Genomic DNA, 14,085 nt, shown 5'->3' on the forward strand with positions numbered 1-14,085 from the left:
ATCAATGTTGTGGGATGTTGGTGGCCACGCCGGTGGCCGGGTCCAATACGAGTTCGATGCGCGCCGGGCGGCCTGTGCGGCCCGGCTTGCGCGTAGCCATGACGCCGTTGGCGCTCACGTTCACGAAGCCCGCAGGTTTGGCAACTGAGGCAGCCATCGGGTTGTAGTAACGGTAGAACTGCAGCACCGTCTTCACGTAATTCTGCGTCTCGGCATAGGGCGGAATGTCGTTGCCGTGCTTCTGCACCGCGCCCTCCCCGGCGTTGTAGGCGGCCAGCACGAGTTCGAGGTTGCCCGAGAACATGCGCAGCAGATCGCTCAGGTAGCGCACACCGGTGGTGATGTTGGTCTTCGGGTCGGCCAGCTTCTGCGCGGCTGTGCGGCGCGCGTCGCCGGTCACGCCGTAGCGTGCGCCCGTGTCCGGAATCACTTGCATCAGCCCGATCGCGCCCTTGGGCGACACGGCCTGCGGGTTGAAGCCGGATTCGGCGGCAATCACCGCTTTCACCAGCGCTGGGTCGATGCCGTGCTTGTTGGCAGCCTGGCGGATCAGCGGCTCGACCGTCGGTACGTTCGGGTGCTGCAGCACCGCGCGCACGAGGCGCTGACGCATGCCGGTGCCGTTGTCGAGTGCATCGCGCTTGCTGGCGTTGAGGTAGGCATCGGCGTCGGGCAGTTCCGTGGCGGGCAGCGCGATGGCGGTGTCGGCCCTCTCGTCTGCCTTGTCCGCCTTGCCGGCTACTGCGGCGCCCTTCATGAACAGCACGTAGCGATCATCCACGCGCTCGGAGGCGAAATGCGCGAGACCATTCTCGTCGATGTAGCCGTAAACGTCCGCGCGCGCCGGCTGGCTGGCCAACAGGGCCAGCGCCATCAATGCGAACGCGAAACGTCGGAATAGCTTCATCGTGTCGGCTATCAGATATCGGCCTCAACCTCGTTGCCGCGCGCTTCCAGCCATGTGCGGCGCGCGCCGGCTTCGCCCTTGCCCATCAGCATGTTCATCACGCCGATGGTCTGCTCTTCGCCCAGCTCGCCCAGTTTCACGGGCAGCAGGCGGCGCGTGTCGGGGTTCATGGTGGTTTCCCAGAGCTGCTCGGCGCTCATTTCGCCGAGGCCCTTGAAGCGCGAGATCTGCCAGGCGCCTTCCTTCACGCCGTCCTTGCGCAGCTTGTCTTCAATGGCTTCGAGTTCGCCGTCGTCCAGCGCGTAGAGCTTCTGCGCGGGCTTCTTGCCGCGCGCCGGCGCATCGACACGATACAGCGGCGGCCGGGCCACGCATACATTCCCGCGGTCGATCAATTGCGGGAAGTGCTTGAAGAACAACGTGAGCAGCAGCACCTGGATGTGCGCGCCGTCCACGTCAGCGTCCGACAAGATGCAGATCTTGCCGTAGCGCAGGCCGGAGAGGTCGATCGTGTCGTTCGGCCCGTGCGGGTCCACGCCAATGGCGACCGCAATGTCGTGCACTTCATTGTTGGCGAACAGGCGGTCGCGTTCGGTTTCCCACGTGTTGAGCACCTTGCCGCGCAACGGCAGGATGGCCTGGTATTCCTTGTCGCGGCCCATCTTGGCCGAGCCACCGGCGGAGTCCCCTTCCACCAGGAAGAGCTCGTTGCGGGTGATGTCGTCGGATTCGCAATCGGTCAGCTTGCCGGGCAGCACGGCCACGCCGGAGCCCTTCTTCTTCTCGACCTTCTGCGCCGCGCGCGTACGCGCCTGCGCTTGCTTGATGACGAGTTCGGCCAGCTTCTTGCCGTGATCGACGTGCTGGTTCAGCCACAACTCCAGCGCGGGGCGGCTGAAGGTGGAGACGAGCCGCACCGCATCGCGGCTGTTCAGACGCTCCTTGATCTGGCCCTGGAACTGCGGGTCCAGCACCTTGGCAGACAGCACGAACGAGGCGCGTGCGAACACGTCTTCAGGCATCAGCTTGACGCCCTTGGGCAGCAGCGCATGCATCTCGACAAAGCTCTTCACGGCCTGGAACAGGCCTTCGCGCAAGCCGGATTCGTGCGTGCCGCCAGCGGGCGTCGGGATCAGGTTGACGTACGACTCGCGCACCGGCGAGCCCTCTTCCGTCCATGCCACCACCCAGGATGCGCCTTCGCCATAGGCGAAACCTTCTTCGCCGGGCTTGTCGGGGTCGGCAAAATGCTCGCCTTCAAACAGCGGGATCACCGGCTCGGCGCCGCTGCCCTGCGCGAGCGATTCCACCAGATAGCCGCGCAGGCCCTGGTCGTACTGCCATTCAACCGTCTCGCCGGATTTTTCCAGCGTGAGTGCAACCTTCACGCCCGGCAGCAGCACGGCCTTGCTGCGCAGCAGGCGTTGCAGCTCGGCCTGCGGGATGTTCTCGGAATCGAAATACTTGGCGTCGGGCCACACGCGTACACGCGTGCCGTTCTTCTTCTCGCCGCGCTCGGCTTTGCGGGTGGTGAGCGCCTCGATGACGTCGCCGCCCGAGAACGTAAGCGTCGACACATTGCCGTCGCGCCAGACCGTCACTTCCAACCGCGTCGACAGCGCGTTGGTAACCGACACGCCCACGCCGTGCAGACCGCCGGAGAACGCGTACGCGCCGCCGCGCCCCTTGTCGAACTTGCCGCCCGCGTGCAGGCGCGTGAAGACGATCTCGACCACCGGCACACCCTCTTCCGGGTGGATGCCGACAGGAATGCCGCGCGCCTCGTCTTCCACGCTTACGCTGCCGTCCTTGTGCAGCGTCACGGCGATCAGCTTGCCGAAGCCGCCCAACGCCTCGTCGGCGGCGTTGTCGATCACTTCCTGCACGATGTGCAGCGGGTTGTCGGTGCGCGTGTACATGCCCGGCCGTTGCTTGACCGGTTCCAGGCCCTTGAGGACCTTGATCGACGATTCGCTGTATTGGGAGGTTTTGCTCATGGAAGGCGGAAAGACTGGCGGGCTCAGGGTCTGCCCTGAGCACCGGAATGCAGCGCGCATTGTAAAGGAAGCTGCCTTTGACAATGCGGAGGGATTGTCAGCCCCGGAATGCGACGCACAGTCGACATTCCGCTGACATGTGGGTGCTTTATGCGGTGCCGGCGCGCTTGCCTTCGAGGGCTTCCCAGCGTTCCAGCGCCTCCAGCAGCTCCAGCTCTATCGCTTCGTGGCGTTCGGCCAGCTTTTGGGCGCGCTCGGGGTCACGTCCGTAGATCGTGCCGTCTTCCAGTTCGGCGCCGAGCTGCTTTTGCTCCGCCTCCAACGCCTCGATCGTGGCGGGCAACGCATCCAGCTCGCGCTGCTCCTTGTAGCTGAGCTTGACCGTGGCGCGCTCGCGCGGCTTGGCGGCTTCGGGCTTCTTGTCTTCGGCGACGGGCTTGGCGGCCTGCGCGATCTGCGCGGCACGCGCCGATTGCGTCTGCCAATCCGAGAACCCGCCCACGTATTCGCGCCAACGGCCCTCCCCTTCGGCCGCGATCACCGAAGTGACGACGTTGTCGACGAACGCGCGATCGTGCGAGACCAGGAACACCGTGCCGCTGTATTCCTGCAGCAGTTCTTCCAGCAGTTCCAGCGTGTCGATGTCCAGATCGTTGGTCGGTTCGTCGAGCACCAGCACGTTGGCCGGGCGCGCAAACAAGCGCGCCAGCAGCAGGCGGTTGCGCTCGCCGCCGGAGAGCGATGCCACCGGGGAGCGCGCACGCTCAGGCGGGAACAGGAAGTCGCCCAGATAGCTCATCACGTGCTTGCGCTGGCCGTTGACTTCGATCCAGTCGCTACCGGGGCTGATGGTGTCGGCCAGCGAGCGGTTCAGATCCAGCTGCGCGCGCATCTGGTCGAAATACGCGACTTGCAGGTTGGTGCCATTGCGCACCGTGCCCGAATCGGGCGCCAGTTCGCCCAGGATCAACTTGAGCAGCGTGGTCTTGCCGACGCCGTTGGCACCGAGAATGCCCACCTTGTCGCCGCGCATGATGGTGGCGGTGAAGTTGTCGACGACGGTTTTGTCACCGTAGCGCTTGGTCACGTCGATCAGCTCGGCGACGATCTTGCCGGAGCGGTCGCCCTGCGACACCTCCAGCTTCACGTTGCCCTGGACCTCGCGGCGTGCCTGGCGCTCCACACGCATCTGCTCGAGCCGCGCCACGCGGCCGACGCTGCGCGTGCGGCGGGCTTCCACGCCCTTGCGAATCCACACTTCTTCCTGCGCGAGCAGCTTGTCGAAGCGCGCGTTTTCCAGCGCTTCGGCTTCCAGCTCCTGCGCCTTGCGCTCCTGATACGCCGTGAAGTTGCCGGGGTACGAGCGCAGCTTGCCGCGATCCAGCTCGATGATCCGCGTGGCCACGCGGTCGAGAAACGCGCGGTCGTGCGTGATGAACAACACGCTGCCGCGGAAAGCGAGCAGCAGATCTTCGAGCCAGCGGATAGAGTCGTAGTCGAGGTGGTTGGTCGGCTCGTCCAGCAGCAGGATGTCGGGCGCGCCCACCAGCGCCTGAGCGAGCGCGACGCGCTTGGTCAGCCCGCCCGAGAGCGAACCGATGCGTGCGTCCGGTCGCAGGCCGAGTTGGGCGATGGTCGTTTCCACGCGTGTGCGCAGTTGCCAAGCGTCAGCGGCGTCGAGTTGCGCTTGCAGGGCGTGCAGCTTGTGCAGCGCCTCTTCGTCATGCGAATCGCCCATCGACGAGACGAGCGCTTCGTATTCCGCCAGCAGGCCGGCGGCATGCGGCACGCCCATCGCCACGGCCTCGGCCACGGTCTGGTCGGGATCGAATACGGGCTCTTGCGGCACATAGGCCGAGGTGACACCGCTCTGGCGGGCGATCAGGCCGTCGTCGGGGGCCGTCGTGCCCGCCACGATCTTGAGCAGCGACGACTTGCCGGTGCCGTTGCGGCCGATCAGGCCGACGCGCTCGCCGGCTTCCAGCGAGAAATCGGTGTGGTCGAGCAGCGCCACGTGGCCGAACGCCAGTTGCGCATCGGTAATGGAAAACAGGGCCATGCTGGAGTGAACAAGGATGCGGGCCGCGTGCGGCCAGAAGGCGCGTATTGTAGTCGCCCCGCACTGCATCCACGCGCCGGCCGACCGGCATCATTGCGGTTGCACATGCGAGTGCTATAACGCTTGTGCCGCCGGACACGCTTTTCCGGCACTCCATCCACACCATGACCCAAGGGGAACATTGATGCGCGGACTGTTCGGGCTGTTGATCGTATTGATCGTGGCAGGCATTCCGGTGCGGCAGATTCTGCTGCGTACCGGTTTCTCGCAGTGGTGGACGCTGCTCGTGCTGGTGCCGCTGGTGAATCTGGTGGCGCTGTGGATCTTCGCGTTCTCGAACTGGCCCCGCCAGTCGTCGCAGCCCGGCAACGTGCTGCCCGATCAACGCTAAATGCACGCGCGCACCAAAGAAAACGGCCCGCTTTCGGCGGGCCGGAAGAGTCTCTCCTCGATGCCTTGCGAACAAGACATGGCCGGAGCATAGCGCCCCTTGTCCGTCTCGGGCAGTCAGGACAAACCCGGTAGGGAGAAACCCATAACGCCAAGCCCCGTGCGGCTTCGCACCGCAGCAACGCATGCTGCACCGAGCATGCACCGAGGGCGCGTGCGCCGCACCAAGCGCAGGGTAAAGGCGGCGCCGTCAGCGCACACCGTATGTGCACGACGCACCACCGCGAGGCGGCTGTCACAGCCGACGCTAGAACCGCCCATTGAGTCTTGCGGCCTCCTTACAACACCGGAAAAGCACCACCCTGCACGTTGTTGCACTGCGCCTTATCATGCGGCAGGCCCTCCGGCCACAAGCCGGACATAACGACAAGGCGGGCCGCTATTTTCTGTCCCGGGGGATACAACCATGCTGTGCTTCAAGCGCACGCTGCCGATCGCAGCGCTGCTTTCCATCTCGCTGTGCATCTTTGCGCCGGCCTCCGCCGTGGCCTCCACCACACCCGTACTCGATCGCATCCGCAACACCGGAACCATCCGGGTGGCGCACCGCGAGAGCTCCGTGCCCTTCTCGTTCTACGACGCCGACAAGAAGCCGGTCGGTTACGCAATGGACCTGTGCCTGCGCGTGGTCGACAAGCTGCGCACCGATCTCAAGCGCCCCGACCTCAAGGTGCAGTACGTGATGGTCACGTCATCAAACCGCATCCCCGCCATTGCCGAGGGCAAGGCCGACCTCGAATGCGGCTCGACCACCAACAACCGCGAACGCCGCGAAAAGGTGGCCTTCACCGTGCCGCACTACATCGCGGGCATCCGCATGATCGTGAAGACCTCGTCGGGCATCCGCAAGTGGGACGACCTGCGCGGCAAGACCGTCGTCACGACCAAGGGCACCACCAGCGTGGCGGAGCTGCGCAAGATGAACGACGTGCGCGTGCTGAACATGAAGTTCATTGAAGCGAAGGATCACGCCGAGTCGTTCGCGATGGTGGAAGCCGGCAAGGCCGACGCGTTTCCGATGGACGACGTGCTGCTCTACGGCTTTCGCGCCAACACCAAGAACCCGGGTGACTATGCCGTGGTCGGCGACATGCTGACGGTCGAGCCGTACGCGATCATGCTCAGCAAGGACGACGCCGAATTCAAGCACCTCGTCGATCGCGCGATGACCAACATCATCCTCGACTACGACGCCGACAAGCTCTACAGGAAGTGGTTCCAGCAGCCGATTCCGCCCAACGGCGCAAAGCTCGATATTCCGATGAGCTTCCTGCTGCGCGATTCGTTCAAGTACCCGAGCGACAAGGTCGCCGACTGAACCACGCCGCGTGAGTGAACAACGCCGCCGCCTTGCACGGCGGCGTTTTTCTTTGGGCGCGATTAACGCTGCGGCAGCATCGGCTTGCCTAGTAGGCGCGAAAGCACCGCTTCGGGCGAATGCGTGCGGTCGGCAATTGCGGCCGGGTCCAGGTAGAACGTCTGCTCCATCATCGCGCGACCACGCATGGCGGCATGCAGCGCCTGATCGCTGAAGACCACCCACGTGGCGCCGGGCGCGAATTCGAACGTCTGCTGCGGAGCACTGCGCTGATACGCCAGATCGGCCTTCGCCAGATCATGGAGCTGCAGCATGCGGTGGTCGTATTCCGAGCGCGGACGCTTGGTGATGCGCAACGCATGCATCAGCCACGATTGGCCCGGCAGCATGCCACGCGTTTTCGACACGAAGCGCTGGGCAAAGTCGGCGAACGGCTCGCCGATACGCCAGACGCGCGACGCATCCGGGTCGACGTTGTGAAACACGCGCAAAAGACGCTGGCCATGCAACGGGTTCGACGGAAACGAATCGACATGCAAACGGGTATCGTCCTTGCGCCAACTCACGGGCCGCCCCGCGATCTCGGCCGGGCGCAACGACGTGCCGGCGCGCTTCAGGTGCGGACCATAGTCGGGAAACAGTGTGAGGATGAGCCGCTCCGCCGCATCGGCATAGCGGCGGATCAGCGTGGCGAGATCACGCAGATCGGCCGGTTCGCCGACTGCACCGCGCACCGTCGTCTCATTGACACGCAGGTTGATGTTCTTCGTTTTGCCGTCAGACCAGCGCGCATCGAGAAAGCGCTGCTCGCGCGCGTCCAACGGAAAATCGAGGTCCGGAAAATGCAGGACATTGCCGCGCTCGAGTGCGCCGCGCATGGCAACTGATTCGTTGGGCGTAATAGCCGGCCGCCACTCGCGCACCGGCCAAGGCACCACCATGTCGATGGCGGGTGGCGCTACTCCCGCTTGCTCGCCCGGGTGATCGCGCTGCACCGGCGGCTTGCCCGGCACCAGCCCTTGCACACTTTTCATGAACTTATCAATCGCTGTTTAAAAATAATGGCGAATGATAAAACGCTCACCAACTCAGTGCATCCTCAGGAACACAACACTGCATGTCGTACGGCATGTGACCAGGTGTCGCCGCCTACCGCCGTGAACAGAGAAATAGGCTTACAGGAAGTGCTTGACGACCTGCTCTTCCAGGCCGACAAAGCGCACGAGCTGGCGCGAGCCGTCAGGAAACTGCTTGATGACGTGACCGTCGGGGGTGTCGGTATGACGGAAGTAGATCGGGCGATCCACCGTCCCGGGCCGATGCTTGGGTAGCAGGCTTTCCAGCGACGACTCCACCGTCCACGGATCGTCCCGCTCTTCGGATGTCAGCATGTTGGTCGCCTAGGGGAATTTCTGGAATGGTGTGAAAGGATAACTTCCGTGAACAACCATGCAAAGTTCGTAATACTTAATTCTGATTCTTTGACCGATCGTTCGTTTTATTTAGCGTTTGCTTGATCGAATCCACGCCCTGTTTGTTGGCGGCAACCTACAGAACCGATGACGTCATCATCGTTTCATGTGGCTTCGGTAGCGGTGTCGGCGCCGGCCGGTCACGCCTGACGCCGGCTGGTTTTGGTCTGGCAAATTGCGTAGAATCGCGGCTCGCTCGGGTGGCCGTCTGCGTCACCCGGGTGGGTTGCTCGCCGTAGCACAATGGATAGTGCACGCGCCTCCTAAGCGTGAGATACAGGTTCGATTCCTGTCGGCGGGACCACCAGACACGACAAAGCTAGGCAACGCGCCTGGCTTTTGTTTTCCGGCCACCCAGAAACGAAGAGGCCCGCCATACGCGGGCGGGCCTATGGCTGCGGATGGCCCGAGGCCATCTAGGTCAACACCGGCAGCGCTTCGAGCACGAGCAGCCCGATCAGCACCCCGATGATCGTCAGCAGCACGCGGATCCCTACTCGCGCACCTCGGATCACCAATGGCGCAGACGCCAGTCCGATCACGCCCGCAACGCAAACGGCGAGCAACAGGTATAGGTTGGAGAAGGCCATCGGGAATTCCATCATCCGCCCCTTTCCGGCCCGTGAGCATGGCCGGTCTCTGGAGTATAGGTCGCGCGCCCGATCCGGCAAGCAGCGACACATATACTTTGACGCACTGCAAAAATTCGTGCTATAGTTCGTTGCTTGGCTGCTTACTGCCGTATTTTTCGGTCCGCGGTTGGCTGATGTGCTGGTTTCGATACCAGTGCCCATCACCTGAATCCCGCCCGTTGCATGCGCAGCCGATTGCCATTGTGCTTGGCATCGTCTCCGATCTCCCGCGTGGATTCACATCACGCCGCAGGGACCGCCGCCCTACCTCGCTGATCCATGTGATTCACATTCAGCCTGAGGCCGGCCCACTCCCCCGTCTGTCCGTTCTGCAGCCCGTCTGTCGAACCGGCCTTATCCGATTGGCGCCGACGCCCGTGATTAACCGGTCGCCGTATCCCATTTCCGTCGCCTGCTTCATGTGTTGCAGTCGGCGCGGCAGCCTTACTACCTTTTCGACATGACGCAGCCTCAAGACGGCAGCGGCGCCATTGCGCACGCTGAAACCATCAACACCAATACCGACAACCTCCTCGCCGAAGCGGCCACCCGCGCCAGCGCCTTTGCCGCGCTGGGCCTGGACGACCGCATCGTCCGCGCGCTCGGCGAAGTGAACTACACCACGCCGACGCCGGTGCAGGCGCAAGCCATTCCGGCCTGCCTGTCGGGCCGCGACCTGCTGGTCACGAGCCAGACCGGTTCGGGCAAGACCGCCGCCTTCATCCTGCCAGCCATCCAGCGCATCAGCGAGCAGCCCGAGCCGCAGCGCCCGCGCATGGACGGTCCGCCCCAACGCATGAAGGGCCGCCGCCCCCGCCCGGCCCCGGCCAAGCCGTCGCTGCTGGTGCTCACGCCCACGCGTGAACTGGCCCTGCAAGTGACGACCGCTACCGCACAGTACGGTCGCCATCTGCGCCGCATCGTCTGCGCGAGCATCCTGGGCGGCATGCCCTATCCGAAGCAGCTCGACATGCTGGCCCGCATGCCGGACATCATCATCGCCACGCCGGGCCGCCTGCTCGACCACATCGACTCGGGCCGCATCGACCTGTCGGCGCTCGACATGCTCGTGTTTGACGAAGCCGACCGCATGCTCGACATGGGCTTCTCGGACGACATCGAAGCCATCGTCGGCGCCACGCCGGCCACGCGCCAGATGCTGATGTTCTCGGCCACCATGGACCGCCGCATCGAGCAACTGGCCGAGCGCATGATGCGCGACCCGCAGCGTATCGAAATCGCGGCCGCCAAGGTTGACCAGAGCCACATCGAAGAGCGCCTGCACTTCACCGACGACATGTCGCACAAGCAGCAGCTGCTGGACCACCTGCTGCGCGATGCGTCGCTCAAGCAGGCCATCGTCTTCACGGCGACCAAGCGTGATGCCGACTCGCTGGCCGAGCGCCTGACGGAGCACGGTTTCTCCGCTGGCGCCCTGCATGGCGACATGCACCAAGGCGCGCGCAACCGCACGCTGACGGCACTTCGCCGTGGCCAGTTGCGCGTGCTGGTGGCCACCGACGTGGCCGCCCGCGGTATCGACGTGCCGGACATCACCCACGTGGTCAACTTCGACCTGCCCAAGCAAGCCGAAGACTACGTGCACCGCATCGGCCGTACGGGCCGCGCCGGCCGCAGCGGTGTCGCCATCAACCTGGTGAACCACAACGACACGTTCCAATGGCGCCGTATCGAGCGCTTCGTGGATCGCCGTATCGACGCGTCCGTGGTGGAAGGCCTGGAGCCGAAGCGCTCGCCCAAGCCCCGCACCGGCGGCCCGCGTGCCGGCGGCGACCGTGGCGGTTACCGTGGCAACAACGGTGGCGGCGGCTATCGTGGCCAGCGTGAAGGCTACGGCGCACGCCAAGGTGGCAACGGCGGCACCAGCGAAGGCCGCTTCCAGCGCAGCTTCGGCGGCGACCGCGACGGCTTCGCCCCGCGCCGCGATGATCGCAACGGCAGCGGCGGCTACCAAGGTGGCCAACGCGAATGGAACCGTGACGACCGCGCCCCGCGTCAGTCGTACGGCCAAGGCCAGCAAAACCGTGGCGACTGGCAACAGCGCCCGGCCCGCACGCAAGACGGCAACCGTGGCTACGGCAACAGCGCCGGCGGCAACGGCGGCGGCTATGGCAATCGCGACGGCAACCGCGAAAGCTATGGCAACCGCGAAGGCGCCCCGCGTCGCTTCGGTGACAACAACGGCGGCAGCCGCTTCGGCAACGACAGCACCAACGGTGCCCCGCGCCGCAGCTACGGCAACCGCGATGGCAATCGTGACAGCTACGGCAGCAAGGGCCGCTCGCGCGATTTCGATCGCTGATCGGCTGAACGCATCGCCCCTGTGAAAAAGGCCCCGCAAGGGGCCTTTTCTTTTACCGACGCCGGGTTCACAGCGCGCAGGTCCGGAAGCCGATGAAGATGTCGTCGCGCTCCGGCAGCACGAAGCCGCGGAAACGTGGGTGACGCGCACGCTGCGGCGTATGCGCTGCGGCGCCTCGCACCGTCTGCATCGTCATGAAATGCGGCGCCGACAGGCTGGCCACCCTGCCGCGCGGCACACCCGGCACGAAGTCCGGATACGGCTCGAATGGCGATGACGTCCACTCCCACACCTGCCCCCAGTGGAAGCCGGCGCGGCCCTGCACCGCGGCCATCTCCCATTCGTCCTCGGTTGGCAGGCGGCGGCCCGCCCAGCGGCACCACGCCTGCGCCTCGTACAGGCTCACATGGCGCACGGGCTCGTCACGGTTGAGCGTGCGCGCCTGGCCGTAGCGCAGCGCCTGCCACGTGCGCGTGGCAGGGTCACGCTGCCACCCCAGTGGCGCCGAGCGCTCCTGCATCATCAGCCACTCCATGCCTGCCGGCGACCACCACTGAGGATGGTCGTAGCCACGGTCTTCGATGAACTCGAGGTACTGACCGTTGGTAACCGGCTGCGCATCGATCTCGAACGCCGGCACGTAGGTGCGGTACGGCGGACACTCGTTGTCGAAGAAGAAGCCATCGGCATCGGGCCAGCCCATCTGGAAGCGGCCACCTGGCAAGGCCAGTGTCTGCGCGGCTGGCACGGCAACGGCGGCCAGCGGTGGTTGTCCGGCAGGTTGCAGGCCGAGCAACTGCAGCAGACCATGCAGATGCTCGGCGCGCAGGTCTTCATGGAAGACCGCCCAGCGGAACGGCTCGAGCGCCGCATCGTCATCGGTACCCAGCGTGGCGAGCTTGCGCAGCGCGCGATCGAGCACGTCGTGGGCGTACTGCTTGATCGCTGCAATGCCGGGCAGCGTCAGTTCCCAGCACGCATCGGGCGGCATACGGTCCATGTCGAAGAACGCGTCGGCGCCTTCCAGCGCTGCGGGCAGCGTGGCTTGCCAAAGTGCGAGGTCCCACTCGGTGCCGGCGCCGTCTTCGATGGTGTCGCTGCCGTTGCGGCGCGGCTCGCGCAGGCACCAGAACTCGGCAAACCAAGCTAGCTGGCCGAGCGTCCAGAGCGGCGGCGCATGGTGCGGCACACGCTCGATCTGCCAGCCGCGCTGTGTGTCGCCAAACGCGGATAGCAACGCAAGCGTGCGGTTGCGTGCGTCGACAAGGCTGTGCGCGATACCCTGGCGCGGCAGGCGACGACCGTCGGTCCAGTCGGGAAGCGATCCGATGAAGGTCGGATCGGGGAGCATGAAGAATTCAGCCATCGCGGCAAACCTCGGGCGGGAATCGGTCCATTATCGCATCGCCCCACCGACACGCCGCCCGGGCCTAACGCCCCACGCTCGCGTGGCAGACGGCGAAGTCGCAGCCAACGTCAGTCCAGGCGTGCAGGTCTTCAAACCCGGCATCGGCAAACATGGCCTGCAGGCGCGGCAGATCGTATTTGACGGAGTTTTCGGTGAGCATGCGCTCACCGGCGGCGAAGGCGCGCGCGTACTTGCCCCAGCGCACCGTCACATCGCGCCGGGCCTCGAGGTGCATCTCGACGCGATGTGATTCGGCGCGATACAGCGCGACATGGCGCCAGTCGCGCACGTCGAAATTGGCGCCCAGCAGACGGTTCAGATTGCGCAGCACATTCAGGTTGAACGCGGCGGTCACACCTAGCGGGTCATCGTAGGCCGCTTCGAGCCGGCGGGTGTCCTTGATGAGGTCGATGCCGATCAGCACGCTGTCACCCGGCGCAGAAGCCTCGCGCAGGCGGGCGAGGAACGCCCCTGCCTCTTCCGGCGTGAAGTTGCCGAGGCTTGAACCGGGGTAGAACCACACACGGCGGCCGTCGCCCACGGCATCGGGCAACACCAGCGGCGCGCACAGGTCCGCACCGATACCGACCATCGGCAATTTCGGGTGCTGACGCGCAAGCCCACGCAGCGTGTCGCGCAAAAAATCCGCCGAGATATCGATGGCCACATAGCGCGACGGCGCCAGCGTGCGGAACAGGCGCGCGGCCTTCTCGCAATTACCGGCACCCAGATCGATCAGCGTGGCACCTCGCCCCACGCGCAGGGCGATCTCTGCCCCGTGCAGACTGAAGATCGCGGCTTCGGTGCGGGTCGGATAGTACTCGGGGAGATCGGTGATCGCCTCGAACAGGCGTGAGCCAAGCGCGTCGTAGAAGAACTTCGGGCTGATGCTGGCTGCCGTGGCGAGCAAGCCGGTCTCGGCCTCGGCTCGCAGAGCCGCGTCGTCTTCGGTAAAGAGTTGGTAGAACGTCAAGCCTGCGCCGACGGCGTCGACGGTCGGCTGCGGCTGGATCAGACGGGCCAGCGCGCGGTGGGCATAGGCATCGGCGGACGGCTTGGTGGCCTGCATGGTGTCTCCGTTGTGGGTGGAACGGCACGGTACTGCATGAAGGCCAGTGGCAGCGAGAAATGTGCCATGGGCTCCGCACGGGTGATGCGCTCAGAAAATTGCAGCGTAGGCGCCGCTTTGTGACAACGCCACCGTTCTTTCACCTGAGTGCGCTGCAATGCTGCATGGCGTCGAACGTAAAAATCACCCGCGCCGCTGAAAAACAGCACACGCCGCCATAAGACGTGGGGGTTGCGCTTTTGCGCCGCAGCAATCACCGCGTGCGCTATAATGCTGGCTTCCCAAAGGGGAGTAGCTCGGGGGTTCTTCAGCCCCAGGCGCGATCGTCAAGACGAGGCAGAAAATCGCCTCCGGTCGTGCCGGCACCAGCAGGTTCCCCACCTGTTTGTGTCGAGCAAGACCTTTGCAACCGGATTTCATGGTCTGCAAAGCGTCACGCCCTAGCACTCC

At 64.9% G+C, this 14,085-nt stretch carries 11 protein-coding genes, 1 tRNA gene and 2 pseudogenes; 4 read left to right on the forward strand and 10 right to left on the reverse strand.

The features are described from left to right. Position 1: 1 nt before the first annotated feature. The 5 genes and pseudogenes from NG900_RS08645 to NG900_RS26740 form a co-directional block, all read right to left on the reverse strand. On the reverse strand, positions 2-907 hold the full coding sequence (locus tag NG900_RS08645) for a lytic transglycosylase domain-containing protein (RefSeq protein ID WP_252679262.1): 906 nt from the start codon (positions 905-907) through the stop codon (positions 2-4). Positions 908-918: 11 nt separating this feature from the next. After that, positions 919-2,904: a DNA topoisomerase IV subunit B gene (locus NG900_RS08650; protein ID WP_252679265.1), complete on the reverse strand. Its 1,986-nt coding sequence runs from the start codon at positions 2,902-2,904 to the stop codon at positions 919-921. 148 nt (positions 2,905-3,052) lie between these two features. Beyond that, positions 3,053-3,583 carry an ATP-binding cassette domain-containing protein gene (locus NG900_RS26730; protein WP_420804137.1) on the reverse strand — a complete coding sequence of 177 codons (531 nt, stop codon included), beginning with the start codon at positions 3,581-3,583 and terminating at the stop codon, positions 3,053-3,055. 33 nt (positions 3,584-3,616) lie between these two features. Next, positions 3,617-3,928: pseudogene (locus NG900_RS26735) on the reverse strand (ATP-binding cassette domain-containing protein); the annotation flags it as partial. 201 nt (positions 3,929-4,129) lie between these two features. Continuing rightward, a pseudogene (locus NG900_RS26740) lies at positions 4,130-5,032 on the reverse strand (ABC-F family ATP-binding cassette domain-containing protein); the annotation flags it as partial. Positions 5,033-5,147: 115 nt separating this feature from the next. Between NG900_RS26740 and NG900_RS08660 the strand changes: the two are divergent. Together NG900_RS08660 and NG900_RS08665 are read left to right on the forward strand one after the other, a co-directional pair. Beyond that, the gene (locus NG900_RS08660) at positions 5,148-5,354 is read left to right on the forward strand and encodes a hypothetical protein (protein ID WP_252679273.1); all 207 of its coding nucleotides are present in this window, start codon (positions 5,148-5,150) and stop codon (positions 5,352-5,354) included. Positions 5,355-5,819: 465 nt separating this feature from the next. Next, a complete protein-coding gene (locus tag NG900_RS08665; RefSeq protein ID WP_252679276.1) occupies positions 5,820-6,731 on the forward strand; it encodes an amino acid ABC transporter substrate-binding protein in 912 nt (303 codons plus the stop codon). Positions 6,732-6,793: 62 nt separating this feature from the next. On the opposite strand, the gene NG900_RS08670 is transcribed toward NG900_RS08665, so the two are convergent. Beyond that, on the reverse strand, positions 6,794-7,765 hold the full coding sequence (locus NG900_RS08670; protein WP_252679278.1) for a Kdo hydroxylase KdoO: 972 nt from the start codon (positions 7,763-7,765) through the stop codon (positions 6,794-6,796). A gap of 141 nt (positions 7,766-7,906) precedes the next feature. Continuing rightward, positions 7,907-8,122 carry a hypothetical protein gene (locus NG900_RS08675; protein WP_252679279.1) on the reverse strand — a complete coding sequence of 72 codons (216 nt, stop codon included), beginning with the start codon at positions 8,120-8,122 and terminating at the stop codon, positions 7,907-7,909. A 310-nt stretch (positions 8,123-8,432) separates the two neighbouring features. On the opposite strand from NG900_RS08675, the gene NG900_RS08680 reads away from it, so the two are divergent. Further along, positions 8,433-8,507, forward strand: a tRNA-Arg gene (locus tag NG900_RS08680). Positions 8,508-8,619: 112 nt separating this feature from the next. On the opposite strand, the gene NG900_RS08685 is transcribed toward NG900_RS08680, so the two are convergent. Next, a complete protein-coding gene (locus tag NG900_RS08685; RefSeq protein ID WP_012435166.1) occupies positions 8,620-8,808 on the reverse strand; it encodes a hypothetical protein in 189 nt (62 codons plus the stop codon). Positions 8,809-9,295: 487 nt separating this feature from the next. On the opposite strand from NG900_RS08685, the gene NG900_RS08690 reads away from it, so the two are divergent. Then, positions 9,296-11,158 (forward strand): DEAD/DEAH box helicase, encoded by a 1,863-nt coding sequence (locus NG900_RS08690; RefSeq protein WP_252679286.1) that lies wholly within the window; start codon positions 9,296-9,298, stop codon positions 11,156-11,158. 67 nt (positions 11,159-11,225) lie between these two features. Here NG900_RS08690 and NG900_RS08695 read toward each other — a convergent pair whose 3' ends face one another. Continuing rightward, on the reverse strand, positions 11,226-12,524 hold the full coding sequence (locus NG900_RS08695; protein WP_252679288.1) for an ergothioneine biosynthesis protein EgtB: 1,299 nt from the start codon (positions 12,522-12,524) through the stop codon (positions 11,226-11,228). A gap of 64 nt (positions 12,525-12,588) precedes the next feature. Then, the gene (gene egtD, locus NG900_RS08700) at positions 12,589-13,635 is read right to left on the reverse strand and encodes an L-histidine N(alpha)-methyltransferase (RefSeq protein WP_252679290.1); all 1,047 of its coding nucleotides are present in this window, start codon (positions 13,633-13,635) and stop codon (positions 12,589-12,591) included. Positions 13,636-14,085 lie beyond the last annotated feature (450 nt).

This window comes from Ralstonia soli (genome assembly GCF_023955655.1).
Classification (GTDB): Bacteria; Pseudomonadota; Gammaproteobacteria; order Burkholderiales; family Burkholderiaceae; genus Ralstonia; species Ralstonia soli.

Excerpts from the sequence above, each read along its gene's own strand:
- NG900_RS08650 (WP_252679265.1), bottom strand. The coding sequence starts at position 2,904 with ATGAGCAAAACCTCCCAATACAGCGAATCGTCGATCAAGGTCCTCAAG.
- NG900_RS08645 (WP_252679262.1), bottom strand. The coding sequence starts at position 907 with ATGAAGCTATTCCGACGTTTCGCGTTCGCATTGATGGCGCTGGCCCTG.
- NG900_RS08670 (WP_252679278.1), bottom strand. The coding sequence starts at position 7,765 with ATGAAAAGTGTGCAAGGGCTGGTGCCGGGCAAGCCGCCGGTGCAGCGC.
- NG900_RS08685 (WP_012435166.1), bottom strand. The coding sequence starts at position 8,808 with ATGATGGAATTCCCGATGGCCTTCTCCAACCTATACCTGTTGCTCGCC.
- NG900_RS08690 (WP_252679286.1), top strand. The coding sequence starts at position 9,296 with ATGACGCAGCCTCAAGACGGCAGCGGCGCCATTGCGCACGCTGAAACC.
- NG900_RS08695 (WP_252679288.1), bottom strand. The coding sequence starts at position 12,524 with ATGGCTGAATTCTTCATGCTCCCCGATCCGACCTTCATCGGATCGCTT.
- egtD (WP_252679290.1), bottom strand. The coding sequence starts at position 13,635 with ATGCAGGCCACCAAGCCGTCCGCCGATGCCTATGCCCACCGCGCGCTG.
- NG900_RS08665 (WP_252679276.1), top strand. The coding sequence starts at position 5,820 with ATGCTGTGCTTCAAGCGCACGCTGCCGATCGCAGCGCTGCTTTCCATC.
- NG900_RS08675 (WP_252679279.1), bottom strand. The coding sequence starts at position 8,122 with ATGCTGACATCCGAAGAGCGGGACGATCCGTGGACGGTGGAGTCGTCG.
- NG900_RS08660 (WP_252679273.1), top strand. The coding sequence starts at position 5,148 with ATGCGCGGACTGTTCGGGCTGTTGATCGTATTGATCGTGGCAGGCATT.